11 protein-coding genes are annotated in these 15,048 nt (G+C 72.7%); 8 read left to right on the top strand and 3 right to left on the bottom strand.

Annotation, left to right across the window (positions count from 1 at the left end; genetic code table 11):
• Positions 1-87: 87 nt before the first annotated feature.
• The 6 genes from scy to N4G70_RS21460 all read left to right on the top strand — a co-directional run bounded on the left by scy (position 88) and on the right by N4G70_RS21460 (position 9,375).
• Positions 88-4,278: a polarized growth protein Scy gene (gene scy, locus N4G70_RS21485; RefSeq protein ID WP_261714304.1), complete on the top strand. Its 4,191-nt coding sequence runs from the start codon at positions 88-90 to the stop codon at positions 4,276-4,278.
• 114 nt (positions 4,279-4,392) lie between these two features.
• Entirely contained in the window at positions 4,393-5,331 is a 939-nt protein-coding gene (locus tag N4G70_RS21480) for a cellulose-binding protein (RefSeq protein WP_261714303.1), read from the top strand.
• A gap of 95 nt (positions 5,332-5,426) precedes the next feature.
• Positions 5,427-6,425: an ABC transporter ATP-binding protein gene (locus tag N4G70_RS21475; RefSeq protein ID WP_261714302.1), complete on the top strand. Its 999-nt coding sequence runs from the start codon at positions 5,427-5,429 to the stop codon at positions 6,423-6,425.
• Between the two features lie 3 nt (positions 6,426-6,428).
• A complete protein-coding gene (locus tag N4G70_RS21470) occupies positions 6,429-7,208 on the top strand; it encodes an ABC transporter permease (protein WP_261714301.1) in 780 nt (259 codons plus the stop codon).
• 140 nt (positions 7,209-7,348) lie between these two features.
• Positions 7,349-8,509: an ABC transporter ATP-binding protein gene (locus N4G70_RS21465; RefSeq protein ID WP_261714300.1), complete on the top strand. Its 1,161-nt coding sequence runs from the start codon at positions 7,349-7,351 to the stop codon at positions 8,507-8,509.
• Positions 8,506-9,375, top strand: coding sequence for an ABC transporter permease (locus N4G70_RS21460; protein WP_261714299.1), 870 nt, complete (start codon positions 8,506-8,508; stop codon positions 9,373-9,375). The genes N4G70_RS21465 and N4G70_RS21460 overlap by 4 nt, the downstream gene beginning before the upstream one ends.
• A gap of 18 nt (positions 9,376-9,393) precedes the next feature.
• Here the strand turns inward: N4G70_RS21460 and N4G70_RS21455 are convergent, their stop codons facing one another.
• The gene (locus tag N4G70_RS21455; protein ID WP_261714298.1) at positions 9,394-9,723 is read right to left on the bottom strand and encodes an ATP/GTP-binding protein; all 330 of its coding nucleotides are present in this window, start codon (positions 9,721-9,723) and stop codon (positions 9,394-9,396) included.
• Positions 9,724-9,948: 225 nt separating this feature from the next.
• Between N4G70_RS21455 and N4G70_RS21450 the strand changes: the two genes are divergently transcribed.
• Positions 9,949-10,986, top strand: a complete 1,038-nt coding sequence (locus tag N4G70_RS21450; protein ID WP_261714297.1) for an LLM class flavin-dependent oxidoreductase — start codon at positions 9,949-9,951, stop codon at positions 10,984-10,986.
• Between the two features lie 115 nt (positions 10,987-11,101).
• Here the strand turns inward: N4G70_RS21450 and N4G70_RS21445 are convergent, their stop codons facing one another.
• Positions 11,102-11,494, bottom strand: a complete 393-nt coding sequence (locus N4G70_RS21445) for an SCO5389 family protein (protein ID WP_120721356.1) — start codon at positions 11,492-11,494, stop codon at positions 11,102-11,104.
• 228 nt (positions 11,495-11,722) lie between these two features.
• On the opposite strand from N4G70_RS21445, the gene nucS reads away from it, so the two are divergent.
• Positions 11,723-12,394 (top strand): endonuclease NucS, encoded by a 672-nt coding sequence (gene nucS / locus N4G70_RS21440; RefSeq protein WP_261714296.1) that lies wholly within the window; start codon positions 11,723-11,725, stop codon positions 12,392-12,394.
• Positions 12,395-12,479: 85 nt separating this feature from the next.
• Here nucS and N4G70_RS21435 read toward each other — a convergent pair whose 3' ends face one another.
• Positions 12,480-15,047 carry an ATP-binding protein gene (locus tag N4G70_RS21435; RefSeq protein WP_261714295.1) on the bottom strand — a complete coding sequence of 856 codons (2,568 nt, stop codon included), beginning with the start codon at positions 15,045-15,047 and terminating at the stop codon, positions 12,480-12,482.
• Position 15,048 lies beyond the last annotated feature (1 nt).

Here is a 15,048-nt window from a genome sequence, read left to right as displayed (position 1 = left end):
TCACCGGGGGCCCGTCCGCTGTCACTCGCGGTCGGACGGCGCTCGTACGGGCAGTGTTCGCGACCAGGGGACGGATGGGACCGCGCAGTGCGGGGCTACGAACGCCAGGAGAGCCAGAGCCACCGGCCTGACGACCACCTCTCGCGGTTCGAGGCCGAGATGGAGCGGCTGAAGACCGAGCGGGAGAAGGCCGTTCAGCACGCCGAGGATCTCGGTTACCAGGTCGAAGTGCTGCGCGCCAAGCTCCACGAGGCGCGCCGCAATCTCGCGACCCGTCCCGCCTACGACACGGCGAACGTCGGCTACCAGGCCGAACAGCTGCTCCGCAACGCCCAGATGCAGGCCGAGCAGTTGCGCAACGACGCCGAGCGCGAACTGCGGGACGCCCGCGCCCAGACCCAGCGCATCCTCCAGGAGCACGCCGAGCACCAGGCGCGTCTCCAGGCGGAGTTGCACGCCGAGGCCGTCAGCCGCCGCCAGCGCCTGGACCAGGAGCTGGCCGAGCGCCGGGCCACCGTCGAGTCGCACGTCAACGAGAACGTGGCGTGGGCCGAGCAGCTGCGCGCCCGCACCGAGGCGCAGGCCCGCCGCCTGATGGAGGAGTCCCGCGCCGAGGCCGAGCAGTCCCTCGCCGCGGCCCGCGCGGAGGCCACCCGGATCGCCGAGGAGGCCCGTCAACGGCTGGGCTCCGAGGCGGAGTCGGCCCGCGCCGAGGCCGAAGCGACGCTGCTGCGCGCCCGCAAGGACGCCGAGCGGCTCCTGAACGCGGCCTCCACCCAGGCCCAGGAGGCCACCTCCCACGCCGAGCGGCTGCGGACGACCACCACCGCCGAGTCCGACCAGGCGCGCCAGCAGGCCGCCGAGCTGAGCCGCGCCGCCGAGCAGCGGATGCAGGAGGCGGAGGCCGCGCTGCGCGAGGCGCGCGCCGAGGCCGAGCGGGCCCTCACCGAGGCGAAGGAGGCCGCGGCCAAGCAGTTGGCGAGCGCCGAGTCCGCCAACGAGCAGCGCACCAGGACCGCGAAGACCGAGATCGCCCGTCTGGTCGCGGAGGCCACCAAGGAGTCCGAGACCCTCAAGGCCGAGGCCGAGCAGGCGCTCGCGGACGCGAAGGCGGAGGCGGAGCGGCTGCGTACCGAGGCCGCCGAGGCCGCGCGCACCAGCGCCGCCGAGGACACCGCGGCCCAGCTCGCCAAGGCCGCCCGTACGGCCGAGGAGGTGCTCACCAAGGCGTCCGAGGACGCCCGGGAGACCACCCGCAAGGCGTCCGAGGAGGCCGAGCGGATCCGGCGCGAGGCGGAGGCCGAGGCGGAGCGGCTGCGCGGCGAGGCGGCCGAGCAGGCCGACGAGCTCAAGGGCGCGGCCAAGGACGACACCAAGGAGTACCGGGCCAAAACGGTCGAGCTCCAGGAGGAGGCCCGCCGGCTGCGCGGCGAGGCCGAGCAGTTGCGCGCCGAGGCGGTCGCCGAGGGCGAGCGGATCCGGGGCGAGGCGCGGCGCGAGGCCGTCCAGCAGATCGAGGGCGCGGCCAAGACCGCCGAGGAACTCCTCGCCAAGGCCAAGGCGGACGCCGACGAGCTGCGCACCACCGCGGGCACCGAGTCCGAGCGGGTACGGAACGAGGCGCTGGAGCGGGCCACCACGCTGCGCAAGCAGGCCGAGGAGACCTTGGAGCGCACCCGCGCCGAGGCCGAGCGGATGCGCGCCGAGGCCGAGGAGCAGGCCGGGCAGACCACGGCGGACGCCGAGGGCGCGGCCGTCCGTCTGCGCGAGGAGACCGAGCGGGCGATAGCGGCGCGCCAGGCCGAGGCCGCCGAGGAACTGACCCGGCTGCACGCCGAGGCCGAGCAGCGCCACGCGGCCGCCGAGCAGGCCCTGAGCGAGGCCCGCGCCGAGGGCGAGCGGATCCGGCGCGAGGCCGCCGAGGAGACCGAGCGGATCCGCACGGAGGCCGCCGAGCGCATCCGTACGCTCCAGGCGCAGGCCGAGCAGGAGGCCGAGCGGCTGCGCACCGAGGCCGCCGCCGATGCCTCGACCGCCCGATCGGAGGCGGAGAACGCGGCCGTACGGCTGCGCTCGGAGGCGTCCGCGGAGGCCGAGCGGCTCAAGTACGAGGCGCAGGAGGCCGCCGACCGGATGCGCGCGGAGGCCGCGGCCGCCGCCGAACGCGTCGGCACCGAGGCCGCCGAGGCGCTGGCCGCCGCCCAGGAGGAGGCCGCCCGGCGTCGCCGCGAGGCCGAGGAGACCCTCAACTCGGCGCGTGCCGAAGCCGATTCGGAGCGCGCCCAGGCCCGTGAGCAGAGCGAGGAGCTGCTCGCCTCCGCCCGCAAGCGGGTCGAGGAGGCCCAGAACGAGGCGCAGCGGCTCGGCGAGGAGGCCGACCGGCGCGCCACCGAGCTGGTGTCGACGGCCGAGCAGACCGCCAAGGACGTACGGGATTCCGTCGCCGGGCTCCGCGAGGAGGCCGAGCAGGAGATCGCGGGGCTGCGCAGCGCCGCCGAGCACACGGCGGAGCGCACCACCAGCGAGGCGCAGGCGGAGGCGGACCGGGTCCGCGCCGACGCGCACGCCGAGCGCGAGCGGGCCGGTGAGGACGCGAGCCGGATCCGCACCCGCGCCCAGGAGGAGTCCGAGGCCGCCAAGGCGCTGGCCGAGCGGACCGTCACGGACGCCATGGCCGAGGCGGAGAAGGCGCGTTCGGACGCCTCCGAGTACGCGCAGCGCATGCGTACCGAGGCCTCGGACGCGCTGGCCTCCTCCGAGCAGGACGCGGCCCGCACCCGGGCCGAGGCGCGCGAGGACGCCAACCGCATCCGCTCCGACGCCGCGAGCCAGGCCGACCGCCTGGTCACCGAGGCGACGGCGGAGGCCGAGCGGCTCGCCGCCGAGTCGACAGCGGAGGCGGAGCGGCTCCTCGGCGAGGCCCAGCAGGTACGCACCGAGGGCCAGGCGGAGGCCGACGCGCTGCGCGCCGAGGCGCGTGCGGAGGCCGAGCGGGTCACTTCGGCGGCCCTCGCCGAGGCCGAGCAGGTCACCACGGCCGCCCGCGAGCAGGCCGAGCGCGTCACCGGCCAGGCGCAGGCGGACGCCGAGCGCACCACCAACGAGGCCAACGCGTATGCCGAGTTGGTCACCACCGAGGCGCGCGCCGAGGCCGGCTCCACGCTCGGCGCGGCCACCGCCGAGGCCGAGCAGACCATAAACGAGGCCCGCGCCGAGGCCGAGCGACTGCTCGACGAGGCGCGCCGCGCGGCCGACAAGCGCCGCAGCGACGCCGCCACCCAGGCGGACCAGCTGATCGCGGAGGCGAGTGGCGAGGCCGAGCGGCTGCGCGCCGAGGCCGCCGAGACGGTGGGCTCCGCGCAGCAGGCCGCCGAGCGGATCCGGGCGGAGGCCGAGAAGAACCGGTCCCGCGCCGAACAGGCCGCGGAGAAGACGCGTACCGAGGCCCGCGAGGAGGCCGACCGGCTGCTCGACGAGGCGCGTACCGCCGCCGCCAAGCGCCGGGCGGACGCGGCCGAGCAGGCCGACCAGCTCATCAACAAGGCCCAGGAAGAGGCGCTGCGCGCCGCGACCGAGGCCGAGGAGCAGGCCGACACGATGGTCGGCGCGGCCCGCAAGGAGGCCGAGCGGATCGTCGCCGAGTCGACGGTCGAGGGCAACTCCCTGGTGGAGAAGGCCCGTACGGACGCCGACGAGCTGCTGGCCGGTGCGCGCGCGGACGCCACCGCCATAAGGGAGCGCACCGAGGAGGTGCGCGCCCGTACCGAGGCCGAGATCGAGGAGCTGCACGACCGGGCCCGCCGCGAGAGCGCCGAGCAGATGAAGACGTCGGGCGAGCGCGTCGACAAGCTGGTGAAGGCCGCGACCGAGCAGGCCGCCGAGGCCGAGGCCAAGGCCAAGGCGCTGGTGGCGGACGCCGGTTCCGAGGCGGGCAAGGTGCGCATCGCCGCCGTGAAGAAGGCGGAGGCGCTGCTCAAGGAGGCGGAGACCAAGAAGGCGGAGCTGATCCGCGAGGCCACCAAGCTGCGTGACGACGCGGCGGCCGAAGCGCGCCGCACCGTCGAGGAGGGCAAGCGCGAACTCGACCAACTGGTTCGGCGGCGCCAGGACATCAATGCCGAGATCTCCCGTGTCCAGGACGTACTTGAGGCGTTGGAATCCTTCGAGGCGCCGACGGCGGGCGGCAAGTCGGGGTCCGGCGGCGGTTCCTCCGCAGGTGTCAAGGCGGGCGCGGCGGCCGGGGCAACACGTTCGAGTGGCAAGTCTTCGGAGGGCTAGCCACTCAAAAGGCTGGACATTCTCCAGATCAAACGGGCATCCGCTCGATGACACGCCGCTTGGGCCCCTAGGATTCCCCCTATCACCTCACCGGTCTCATTCGACAGGAACCCCATGAGCGACACTTCCTCCCCCTTCGGCTTCGAGCTAGTGCGGCGTGGTTACGACCGCGGTCAGGTGGATGACCGCATTACCAAGCTCGTCGCCGACCGTGACAGTGCTCTGGCACGGATCACTTCTCTGGAAAAGCGCATCGAGGAGCTCCACCTCGAAACGCAGAACGCCCAGGCCCAGGTGAACGACGCGGAGCCGTCGTACGCGGGTCTGGGTGCGCGGGTCGAGAAGATCCTGCGGCTCGCCGAGGAAGAGGCGAAGGACCTGCGCGAGGAGGCCCGCCGCGCCGCCGAGCAGCACCGTGAGCTGGCCGAGTCGGCCGCCCAGCAGGTGCGCAACGATGCCGAGTCGTTCGCGTCCGAGCGCAAGGCGAAGGCCGAGGACGAGGGCGTCCGCATCGTCGAGAAGGCGAAGGGTGACGCCTCCACGCTGCGCTCCGAGGCGCAGAAGGACGCGCAGTCCAAGCGCGAGGAGGCGGACGCGCTCTTCGAGGAGACCCGCGCCAAGGCCGCCCAGGCCGCCGCGGACTTCGAGACCAACCTCGCCAAGCGTCGCGAGCAGTCGGAGCGCGACCTGGCGTCGCGTCAGGCCAAGGCCGAGAAGCGCCTCGCGGAGATCGAGCACCGCGCGGAGCAGCTCCGCCTGGAGGCCGAGAAGCTGCGTACGGACGCCGAGCGCCGGGCGCGCCAGACGGTGGAGACGGCGCAGCGCCAGGCCGAGGACATCGTGGCCGACGCCAACGCCAAGGCGGACCGCATCCGTTCGGAATCCGAGCGCGAGCTGGCGGCCCTCACCAACCGCCGCGACTCGATCAACGCGCAGCTCACCAACGTCCGCGAGATGCTGGCGACGCTGACCGGTGCGGCCGTGGCCGCCGCCGGTTCCCCGGTCGACGACGAGCCCGTCTCGCGTGGCGTTCCGGCTCAGCAGTCCCGCTAGTCCCGCAGCCCCTCCCCCGTGGGCTGCGGAAGAATCTCGCGAAGCCCCCTGCCATTCCGGTGGCGGGGGGCTTTGTGCGCCCGTAGCGTGGCCGCATGATTGAGCTGGAGGGCCTCACCAAGCGCTATGGCAGCAAGGTCGCCGTCGACCATCTGTCGTTCCAGGTCAGACCCGGTGTGGTGACGGGTTTCCTGGGACCCAACGGGGCCGGCAAGTCGACCACCATGCGCATGCTGCTCGATCTGGACAACCCGACCAGCGGCACGGTACGCATCGACGGGAAGCACTACCGCGAACTGGCGGAGCCGCTCAAGTACATCGGGGCGCTGCTCGACGCCAAGGCGATGCACGGCGGCCGCACCGCGTACAACAACCTCCTGTGTCTTGCCCAGTCCAACCGGATCCCGGCCTCGCGGGTCTCGGAGGTCCTGGACACGGTGGGTCTGACGGCGGTGGCGAAGAAGAAGGCGAAGGGCTTCTCGCTGGGTATGGGACAGCGGCTGGGAATCGCCTCGGCGCTGCTGGGCGATCCCGAGATCCTGATGTTCGACGAACCCGTCAATGGTCTGGACCCCGAGGGAATTCACTGGATCCGCAATCTCATGAAGCAGCTCGCCGGTGAAGGACGAACGATCTTCGTTTCGTCTCACCTGATGAGCGAAATGGCGCTCACCGCCGACCACTTGATCGTTATCGGGCAGGGCCGACTGCTCGCCGATACATCGATGGCCGATTTCATCCGCGAGAACTCCCGGAGTTTCGTACGGCTGCGTTCACCGCAGTGGGAACGGCTTCTGGATGTGCTGGAGCAGGCCGGGATCGCGTTCACGCAGACCGGGGACGGCGCCATCGAAATCGACAACGGCAGGATCGAGTCGCTCGGCGAACTGGCCGCCCAGCACCAGCTCGTCCTGCATGAACTCTCCGGCCAGCAGGCCTCCCTCGAAGAGGCGTTCATGCAGATGACGGCGGGTTCGGTGGAATACCACGCGCACGGCGCCCCCGCCCCCGACCGGCCGCTCGCCCCGCCCGGACGGGGCGAGGGCCGGCAGGCACCGAACTGGGGCGCGCACGACCAGGACAAGGGGATCTGAACGATGGCATCGGCACCCGCGGTCCTCAAGTCCGAGTGGACCAAGATCCGTACGGTCTCCTCGACGACCTGGACACTGGCCTGCGCGCTCATCGTTACGGTGGCGATCAGCGCGGCGCTCTGCGCGCTGATGAAGTCGCAGTTCGACGACCTCTCGCCGGCGGAGAAGCTGACCTTCGACCCGACGCTCAACAGCTTCTACGGGATGGTCCTCGGCCAGTTGGCGATGGTCGTCTTCGGGGTCCTGGTCGTCGGCACCGAGTACAGCTCGGGCATGATCCGCTCCTCGCTGGCCGCCGTGCCGCGGCGCGCCACGTTCCTGCTCTCCAAGCTCACCGTGGCCACGCTGCTCGCCCTGGTGGTGGGCATGGTGACCAGCTTCCTGTCGTTCTTCCTGGGGCAGGCGCTGCTCGGCTCGCACCGCACCACCATCGGCGCGCCCAACGTGCTGCGCGCCGTCGTCGGCGCCGGGCTCTACATGGCCCTGATCGCGCTGTTCTCGATGGGGGTGGCGGCGATGCTGCGCAGTTCGATGCTGTCGCTCGGCATCCTGATGCCGTTCTTCTTCCTGATCTCGCAGATCCTGTCCGCGGTGCCGGGCGCCAAGAACGTGGCCCGCTACTTCCCCGACCGGGCCGGCTCGCAGATCATGCAGGTGGTCCCGGACGCCATGAACAGTGACCCGGCGCCGTACGGGCCCTGGGGCGGTCTGGGCATCATGGCGCTGTGGGTGGTGGCGGCGGTCGCCGGCGGCCTGCTCGTCCTGAAGAAGCGGGACGCCTGAGGCGCATGTGACACGAGGGACGAACGTCACGACTTAGCCGGAACCGTCAAGGCCTGGATAAGCTCCTCACTCATACGGGGGCATGCCGGCCGCACGCCGGACACCGCCCCGACGACCCAAACCGTCGATGGGGCTGGAGAATGATCGAGGCAGTCGGCCTGACGAAGCGCTATGGCGCCAAGACAGCCGTGCACAACCTTTCCTTTCAGGTGCGACCGGGCACGGTCACCGGATTCCTGGGCCCCAACGGCTCCGGCAAGTCCACGACCATGCGGATGATCCTCGGCCTCGACCAGCCGACCGCCGGCCATGTGACGATCGGCGGCCACCCCTTCCGCGAGCTGCCCAACGCCCCGCGCCAGGTCGGTGCGCTGCTCGACGCCAAGGCGGTGCACGGCGGCCGCAGCGCCCGCAACCACCTGCTCTCGCTCGCCCAGCTCTCCGGCATCCCGGCCCGGCGGGTCGACGAGGTGCTCGGCGTGGTCGGCCTCCAGGAGGTCGCCAAGCGGCGCTCCAAGGGGTTCTCGCTCGGCATGGGCCAGCGGCTCGGCATCGCGGCGGCGCTGCTCGGGGACCCCCAGGTCCTGCTCTTCGACGAGCCGGTCAACGGCCTCGACCCCGAGGGCATCCTGTGGGTGCGCAACCTGATGAAGCAGCTGGCCGCCGAGGGCCGTACGGTCTTCGTCTCCTCGCACCTGATGAGCGAGATGGCGCTGACGGCGGACCACCTCATCGTGATCGGCCGCGGCCAGCTCCTCGCCGACATGCCCATCACCGCCTTCATCTCGCACAACTCCGCCGACTTCGCCCGGGTGCGCACCCCCGGCACGGACCCGGCCCAGCGCGAGAAGCTGACGGCCGCGCTGACCGAGGCGGGCGGCCAGGTCATGTCCGAGCCGGACGGCGCCCTGCGCGTCCTCGGTCTGCCCCTGCCCCGCATCAGCGACGTGGCCCACGAGGCCGACGTACGGCTGTGGGAGCTCTCCCCGCACCAGGCCTCCCTCGAAGAGGCGTACATGCGGATGACGCAGGGCGCGGTCGACTACCGCTCGACGGACGACCAGAAGGCCGGCCTCCAGCCCGCCATGCCGCCCGGGTACGCCTTGCCGCCGGTCGTCCCCGAGGTGCCGCAGCAGGGCTGGTACGCCCCGCCGCCGCCCGGCCAGAACCCGTACGCGGCCGCTCCCGCCGCAGCCCCCGCCCAGCCGGCCCCGCCGGCCCCGCAGCCGCCCGCCGCTCCCCCGGTTCCGCAGGCCCCGGCCGGGCCTGCCGCCCCGACCAAGCCCGAGGACGCCCGATGACCACCCCCTACCAGCAGCAGCACCAGCCGCCGCACCCGCAGCAGCACCCTCAGGCGCCGGGTCCCCAACTCGGCACGTACACCTCGCCGATCGCGGTGCGCCGGGCCACCTTCGGCGACGCGCTCGCCTCCGAGTGGACCAAGATCCGGTCGGTGCGTTCCACCATGTGGACGCTGGGTGTGCTGATCGTGCTCCTGCTCGGCCTCGGCCTGCTCGCCGGCTTCGCCGTGCGCGCCAGCAACCCCGATATGGGCACCACCTCGGTGCTCGTCCTGGGCTTCTACGGGGTGCTGCTCGGCCAGATCTGCGTGATCACGCTGGGCGTCCTGACCATCGCGTCCGAGTACGGCACCGGCATGATCCGTACGACCCTGACGGCCTGCCCGAGCCGGGCCCGGATCCTGGCGGCCAAGTCGGTCGTCTTCTTCCTGCTCGCGTTCGTCATCGTCACGGTGGGAACCGCCCTGGTCGCGGTCATCCAGACCGCGCTGGTGCCGGACGCTCCGACGCCGAGCGCCGACGAATGGCTGCGCGCCACGGTGGGCGTCGGCCTCTATGTCGCGATGATCGGGCTGCTCTCGCTGGCGGTCGGCGCGCTGATCCGGCACTCCGCGGGCTCGATCACGATCATGATCGGCGTCGTACTGCTGCCCCTGGTGCTCGCCCTGTTCATGTTCACCGAGTCCCTGAGCGGAGTGCGCGACTTCCTCATGGAGTACTCGATCCCGAGCCAGCTCGGGGTGTTCTACGGCGCCACGATCTCGGAGACGGGTCCGAGTGGCTGGGACCCGCTGTGGATCATCACCGGGATCACCGCCGTCGCGCTCGGCGGCGCGTTCCTCTCGCTCAACTCGCGTGACGTGTAACGCCGTTCACGCGGACGTTCAGTACCTCGGCGCGTTCCTGGACCGCTGCACCCTCGTGGTGCGGCGGTCCTTCGCGTTCCAGCACGCCTTGTGCCAGTGGCGGCGCTCGTCGACGCCCCCGTACTCGGGCCAGGCCACCAGGTGCGGGGCGCCGGAGGGGATCTCCTGGTCGCAGCCGGGGCAGCGGTAGCGCTTGCCGGCCGCGCTGGCGCCCGCCACGTGCCGGATCGACCACTCCTCGCCCTGCCAGTACTCGGTGCCCTGGAGGCCGAAGCGGTCGCCGCCGGTCCTGCTCTCGGACTCGGTCGGCTTCTCGCCGCCCTTGGGGCGGTTGCGGCGCGGGGACACGTAGACACCTCATGGGGCGGGCCGGACGTTTCCGTCCAGCCTAGGCCCACGCGGTCCGGGTACCCGTCCTGGCAGGGAGTTTCGACGGCCGCGGCATCACCCGTTCGAGGGACTCTTAGCGGACAATCGCAAGAAGTTGGCGATGGGCCGTGCCTTTGGCACTTGTCAGACGTTCCTGCCAGTAAGAGGGGGAGAGCCGCGTCGGCCGCAAGGAGGCAGAAGGCGATGCGTGTGGGCACTTTTGTACTGGCAGCCCAGTTTCCGGGCCAGGGGCAGGGAGAAACGCTCCACCGAGCGGTCAGGTCCGCCGAGGTGGCCGAGGAGGCCGGACTCGACTCGGTGTGGCTGGCCGAACACCACTTCGTACCGTACGGGGTATGCCCGTCCGCCGTGACACTGGCGGCGCTCCTGCTCGGGCGCACCCGGCGGATCAGGGTCGGCACCGCGGTCTCCGTGCTGCCGACCGCGCATCCGGTCACGCTCGGCGAGCAGGCCGCGCTGCTGCACCTCACCTCGGGCGGGCGGTTCACGCTCGGCGTGGGGCGCGGCGGGCCCTGGGTCGACCTGGAGGTGTTCGGCGCGGGCCTCGCGGCGTACGAGCACGGCTTCCCGGAATCGCTCGACCTGCTCCTGCGCTGGCTGCGCGAGCCCCGGGTCGCCGGCCTTGGGGAACGATTCCCCTTCCGGGAGGTGCCGGTCGTGCCGCGGCCCGCCGAGATCCTGGACGGCGGCCCCGAGGACGACTGTCCGGAGGTGATCGTGGCGTGCACCTCGCCGAAGAGCGTGAAGCTGGCCGCGGAGCGCGGTCTTCCGATGCTGCTCGGGATGCACTGCGGCGACGAGGACAAGGCTGGGATGGTCGCACTGTGGCGCAAGGAGGCGCTCGCGGCGGGGCACGCGCCGGAGAAGGTCATGGCGGCGGGCCATGTGTCGGCCGGGGTCGCCCAGATCGCCGACCGCCGGGCCGAGGCCGCGGAAACCCTGGTGAAGTCGATGCCGGGCTGGCTCAAGCAGGGGCTCGACGCCCATGTGACGGTCGACGGCCGCCATCGCGCGATGCGCGACCCGGTGGCGTACACCGAACTGCTGTGCCGCCTGCACCCGGTGGGCACCCCGCGGCTGGCGGCGGACCGGCTGGCCGCCACGTCGGAGCGCACCGGCATCACCCGCTTCGCCCTGCTGGTCGAGGGATCGGGCGACCTGGCCGCCACGGAGGAGAATGTACGCAGGCTCGGCACCGAGGTGCTGCCCCTGCTGACGTAGCCCCCCAAGCGGGGCCGGGACGCCGGACCCGGGCCCGGCACCCGGGCGGCCGTCGCCAAGTGGCCGCCGCCCCGCGTCAGTTGCACCTCCCGCGACGCGGAGCGGCAGCGAAGACTCAGCAGTCCCGAAGCTCCGGAGACTGGTTGAGGAGTTGACCCCTGATCGAGGTGAAGCGGGCCAGCCGCTCATCGGAGGAGGGGTCCAGAGGGAACACCGCGACACGGTGGCAGTTCTGGAACGCCAGACGGACACCGAAGTGCCGCTGGAGCGCACCGCGTATGGCGTCACTCGCAAGAGCCCGCAGCAGCTGGCCGCGGGCCTGCTCGTCCGGCGGTGGCGTCTGGTTGTCGGCGAACGTACCGCCGTCGACCTTCAGCTGGGCCACCAGAGAGCTGATCATCTCCCACGCGTAGGGCAGGGAGGTCCGGACGCAGTCGACGAAGGCAGCTTCGTCGACCTCGCCTCGCTCGGCCTGTTCGAGTAGGGCCGGTGAGACGTCGAGCGACATGGTTTCTCCTCTCGCGACCCCGGGGAGCGGGGCCTTACGGGCAGGGAAGGGGACGATGACGGCCGTCTCTTTCCACAACGCAGCGTGCGCGGCCGACAACCTCCCGCGTCCACGGTAGGCGCGATGTCCGGCTAGTGGCAGGTACTTGGCACGTAACCGGCCAATAACGAACAGTGCACTCCTGGGCGAATCGCGTTCGGCGGGGGGATTCGAGTAGCGTTGCGCCCCATGCGTCTCGTCATCGCCCGCTGCTCCGTCGACTACGCGGGCCGGCTCACCGCCCACCTGCCCTCCGCCCCCCGTCTCATCCTGGTGAAGGCGGACGGCAGCGTCTCCATCCACGCTGACGACCGGGCCTACAAGCCCCTGAACTGGATGTCGCCGCCGTGCACCCTCAAGGAGGGCTCGGGGGACGACGAGGGCGTCTGGACCGTCATCAACAAGGCGGGCGAGAAGCTCATCATCACGATGGAGGAGGTCATCCACGACTCCTCGCACGAACTCGGCGTGGACCCTGGCCTGATCAAGGACGGCGTGGAAGCGCACCTCCAGGAACTGCTCGCCGACCGCATCGACACCCTCGGCGAGGGCTACACCCTCATCCGCCGCGAATATCCCACGGCCATCGGCCCGGTGGACATCCTGTGCCGGGACGGTGACGGCAGGACCGTCGCCATCGAGATCAAGCGGCGCGGCGAGATCGACGGTGTCGAGCAGCTCACCCGCTATCTGGAGCTGCTCAACCGCGACCCGCACCTCGCGCCGGTCCAGGGCCTGTTCGCGGCCCAGGAGATCAAGCCCCAGGCCCGGGTGCTCGCCACCGACCGCGGCATCAACTGTGTGGTGCTCGACTACAACGCCCTGCGCGGCATCGAGGACGACAAGCTCCGGCTGTTCTGACCCCGGGACCGCGACGGCCGCGGTGACGTACGAGAAGGGGCCCGCAGAGTGCTGCGGGCCCCTTCTCGTGTGTGCTGCCACTGTTCTACGAGCTGGTCGACGGCGACGGCGGCTTGGATCCTGCCTGCGCGCTGGACGTCGGGGAGGTGGAGGCGCTGCTGGAAGGCGGCGGTGCCTTGGTGGAGGGCGGCGGGGCCTTCGTGGAAGGCGGCGGGCCGCTGCCGCCACTGCTCGGCGAGGCCGAGGGCCCGGGCGATGTCGACCCCGAGGGCGACGGCGAGGTCGAGCCCGAGCTGGTGGGCGTGGGCTTGCCCGAGTGCGACGGCTTGCCCGACGGCGAGGCCTGGCCCGAGGTGGACGGCTTGGGGGTGCCCGGCGTCGACGGTCCGGTGGAGGAATGGCCCGGGACCGGGCTGCCGCTGGTGCCGGGGACGGGCTGACCCGAGGTGCCGGGCCTGCCGGTGGTGCCCGGCCTGCTCGGGCTCGCGGGGCCGCCGCCCTTGCCGTCGCCGGGGGTGGCTCCGGGGCCGGAGTTGTCGGAGCCGGCGTCCGGGCCACCGTCGGAGCCGCCCTCGTCGGCGGGCTGATGCTGCTTGACGCCACCGCCGCCGCCGTCGCTGTTGTCGTTGGAGGTCGCGCCCAGGGTGACCACGGTGCCGAGCACCGCGGCGAGCAGCGCCCCCGCTCCGGCCGCGACGAGGTTGCGCCGGGCACCGCCGAACACCGTGCGCCGCCGGGCGGAGGGCATGGCGCCGCCGACCGGGGTGTCACGTCGGGTGATCAACGGGGCGCCGTAGTCCGGGAGTTGGGCGGTCACCGCCGCTGCGGGGACGGTCCCGGGTTGCGACTGGGACTCCTCGTGGCGGGCGGCGGGCACCTCTTCGCCGACGGGGGTGCGGCCCGCCACGGTGAGGCCGCCCGCGCAGTCCTCGACCAGGGCGAGCGCCCGGCGTCCGGCGACGGTGCCGCGCTTGTCGGAGAGCGCGCCGCGCAGCGCGATGGAGGCCTCCAGCTCGGCGCGGGCCCGGTCCAGGCCGCCGTTGCACAGCGCGAGGACACCCAACTCGTGGTGGAAGTACGCCTCTTCGGCGACCTCGCCGGTCAGCCGGGCCGCCTCGGACCCGACCCGCAGACTCCGCTCCCAGGCACCCCAGTGCAGTCCCGCGGCGAAGACGGGCGCGGCGGTGCGGGCCAGCTTGACGGCGGTGGCGGGGTGCTCGTCCTGGTCGCCCGGCACGAGCGCGCTCATCGCGGCGAGCACCGCGTCGGCCTCGGCCGCGGCCCGCTCGGGGGTGACCGAGGGGTGGCCGGTCCACCAGGTGTAGTGCTGGGCGGAGGAGTGGGCGCGCTCCCCCGCGTCGGCGGCGTAACCGGTGCTCTCCAGCTGCGTGAGGACACCCGCGGCGAGCCGGTAGCGGGAGCCGACCGGGGACAAGAGCCCGCTGTCGAGGAGTTCGCCGAGGGCGGCGTCCGCGTGGGTGTCGCCGATGAGCGCGGGCAGATGCGCCTGGTGCGGCACCTCACCGCCGAGCGCGACGGCGAAGCGCAGGGTGGCGCGGGCGGCCTCGCTCAGCCGGGAGGCGAGCAGGGCCGCGGGGGCCGCGCCCTCGCCGAGCGTGGGCAGCGGAATCTCGCGGCCCTCGCCCGAGAACACCGACGCGTCCGCGGGCTCGTCGACCGGGAAGCCGTACGCGTCGCGCGAGGTGCCCTCGCCCCGGAGGCGGTCGCGCTGGCGCAGCAGGGCGCCGGCCTGGACGAAGCGCAGCGGAAGACCCTCGGACTCGAACCAGAGGTCGCCCGCCCAGTTGGCCTCCTCGTCGGTGAGCGGCCGGTCGACGGCCTGCTCCAGGAGTTCGAGCGAGGCGTTGCGGCCGAGGCCCGCGAGGAAGACCTCTTCGACGTGCGAGTCGGGGTGCGGCGCGGGGGTGTCGGGGGTCGCGGCGAGCACATAGGCGCACTCGGGCGTGGCCATGAGCAGCTCTTCGAGGGCGGCCCCGCCGAACTCGAGGTCGTCGAGGACGACGACGGCGCCGATCTCGTGGACGCGGTCGAGCAGGGTGGGCCGGTCGGGCCGGTACAGGGGCGTGCGGAAGACGGTGGCGTACAGCTCGTGCAGGAGCTCGGCGGGGCCGCGACGGTGGCCCGAGAGGCGTACGACGCCGTCGGGCGCGAGTTCGGCGCAGTCGCCGGCGACGGCGTCGAGCAGGGCGCTGCGTCCGGCGCCCGCGGGCCCGGTGAGCCGCACGGAGCGGCCACGGCCCAGGAGGCGCACCAACCGGGCGCGTTCCTCCGCCCGTTCGAGCAGGGCGGGGGCGGGTGTCATCAGGCCGGGCGGCAGCGGCGGCCGGGCGGCCCGTTCGCTCTCGGCCCGCTCGGCGGCGGTGCGCCGTACCGGGCGGCCGGGTATCTCGCCCGGCGGGCAGTTCTCGATCTCGCTGCCGTCGACCGGATTGACCGTCAGGAGGAAGTCGCCCGCGACGAGCTGGACGGTGCGCGCGAGGCCGGCCGCGCGCTGGGCGAACTCGGGGGCCGCGGGCTCCTTGTCGCGTGCGGAGCGCTGCGGTCCGGCGCCCGGTTCCGCGTGTGCGCCCGCAACGCCGACGGAGTCGTCGGCATGGTTGAACTCTTCCGGTCCCCGGCTCTTCGGGTCCATG

The organism is Streptomyces sp. ASQP_92, assembly GCF_025399895.1.
In the GTDB taxonomy this organism is placed as follows: Bacteria; Actinomycetota; Actinomycetes; order Streptomycetales; family Streptomycetaceae; genus Streptomyces.
This window is presented reverse-complemented; position numbering and strand designations above follow the sequence as displayed.

Excerpts from the sequence above, each read along its gene's own strand:
- N4G70_RS21480 (WP_261714303.1), top strand. The coding sequence starts at position 4,393 with ATGAGCGACACTTCCTCCCCCTTCGGCTTCGAGCTAGTGCGGCGTGGT.
- N4G70_RS21475 (WP_261714302.1), top strand. The coding sequence starts at position 5,427 with ATGATTGAGCTGGAGGGCCTCACCAAGCGCTATGGCAGCAAGGTCGCC.
- N4G70_RS21470 (WP_261714301.1), top strand. The coding sequence starts at position 6,429 with ATGGCATCGGCACCCGCGGTCCTCAAGTCCGAGTGGACCAAGATCCGT.
- N4G70_RS21465 (WP_261714300.1), top strand. The coding sequence starts at position 7,349 with ATGATCGAGGCAGTCGGCCTGACGAAGCGCTATGGCGCCAAGACAGCC.
- N4G70_RS21460 (WP_261714299.1), top strand. The coding sequence starts at position 8,506 with ATGACCACCCCCTACCAGCAGCAGCACCAGCCGCCGCACCCGCAGCAG.
- N4G70_RS21450 (WP_261714297.1), top strand. The coding sequence starts at position 9,949 with ATGCGTGTGGGCACTTTTGTACTGGCAGCCCAGTTTCCGGGCCAGGGG.
- N4G70_RS21445 (WP_120721356.1), bottom strand. The coding sequence starts at position 11,494 with ATGTCGCTCGACGTCTCACCGGCCCTACTCGAACAGGCCGAGCGAGGC.
- nucS (WP_261714296.1), top strand. The coding sequence starts at position 11,723 with ATGCGTCTCGTCATCGCCCGCTGCTCCGTCGACTACGCGGGCCGGCTC.
- N4G70_RS21435 (WP_261714295.1), bottom strand. The coding sequence starts at position 15,047 with ATGGACCCGAAGAGCCGGGGACCGGAAGAGTTCAACCATGCCGACGAC.